This window comes from Acinetobacter sp. AND/436, from assembly GCF_049546925.1.
GTDB lineage: Bacteria > Pseudomonadota > Gammaproteobacteria > Pseudomonadales > Moraxellaceae > Acinetobacter > Acinetobacter indicus.
The window spans coordinates 1-782 of the sequence record NZ_JBMXBO010000044.1 but is presented as its reverse complement, the minus strand read 5'-3'; the positions used below and the strand labels follow the sequence as shown (position 1 = coordinate 782).

Below are 782 nucleotides of genomic sequence, written 5' to 3'. Positions count from 1 at the left end.
TGCGAAACTCGAATAAATCAGAGGTTAAATGAATCGAACCTTTATCTGTCTTCTTTTTACGTTTTGGTCGCCCACATAAACCTTTAATAGATTTTTTGAGTGTGTTGTACCAATTAACGGTTGAGTTCTTTTGTATTGTACTAGGGCAGTTTGCAAGCCATGAACTAATCTCATCTGATTTAAAGTGAGCGTATTTTTGATCTTGGGTTTCATAATAGTGATCAAAAGTTGCAAACTTACGGGCAAATCCTCGAAAGTATTTATCCTCATCACATTTGGCATTCCAAACGAAACGAGCACAACCCATCCACTGACTTAAAATCAGCTTTTGATGTTGTGTTGGGTATGCTCTTAATTGGATGCCTGTTAGCAATTGAAAAACCTCTAGGTGTTGAGGTTATTTTAGCTTAAAATAAGGTTAAAGTAAATCTAGTATGAGGATAAGATGTACGAGTGGAGAACAGGTAGATCATGCATTTATAAAAACATTGTTCATTTAGTATTTGTTACGAAATACAGAAGAGATGTATTAACAAAAGACATGCTTTCCTCCCTAAAAGAGATTATGGAAGAAACCTGTTTGCAAATGGATTGTGAGCTTATTGAGTTTAATGGTGAAGATGATCACATCCACCTGCTTGTAAGTGTTCATCCAAAGCACTCAGTTTCCAACCTAGTTGGAAAACTGAAAGGGAAAAGTTCTTATGTTTTAAGGCGTTCATTTTGGGATGAAGTTAAGGAAAAACTATGGGGCAATCACTTTTGGTCGCCTAGTTACTGCG

2 protein-coding genes are annotated in these 782 nt (G+C 36.2%); one reads left to right on the top strand and one right to left on the bottom strand.

All coding sequences use genetic code 11. The features are described from left to right. On the bottom strand, positions 1-373 hold a 373-nt coding region (locus ACPEPR_RS13810), incomplete at its 3' end, for a helix-turn-helix domain-containing protein (RefSeq protein WP_423562568.1). 72 nt (positions 374-445) lie between these two features. On the opposite strand from ACPEPR_RS13810, the gene tnpA reads away from it, so the two are divergent. Beyond that, on the top strand, positions 446-782 hold a 337-nt coding region (gene tnpA / locus ACPEPR_RS13805; protein ID WP_423562567.1), incomplete at its 3' end, for an IS200/IS605 family transposase.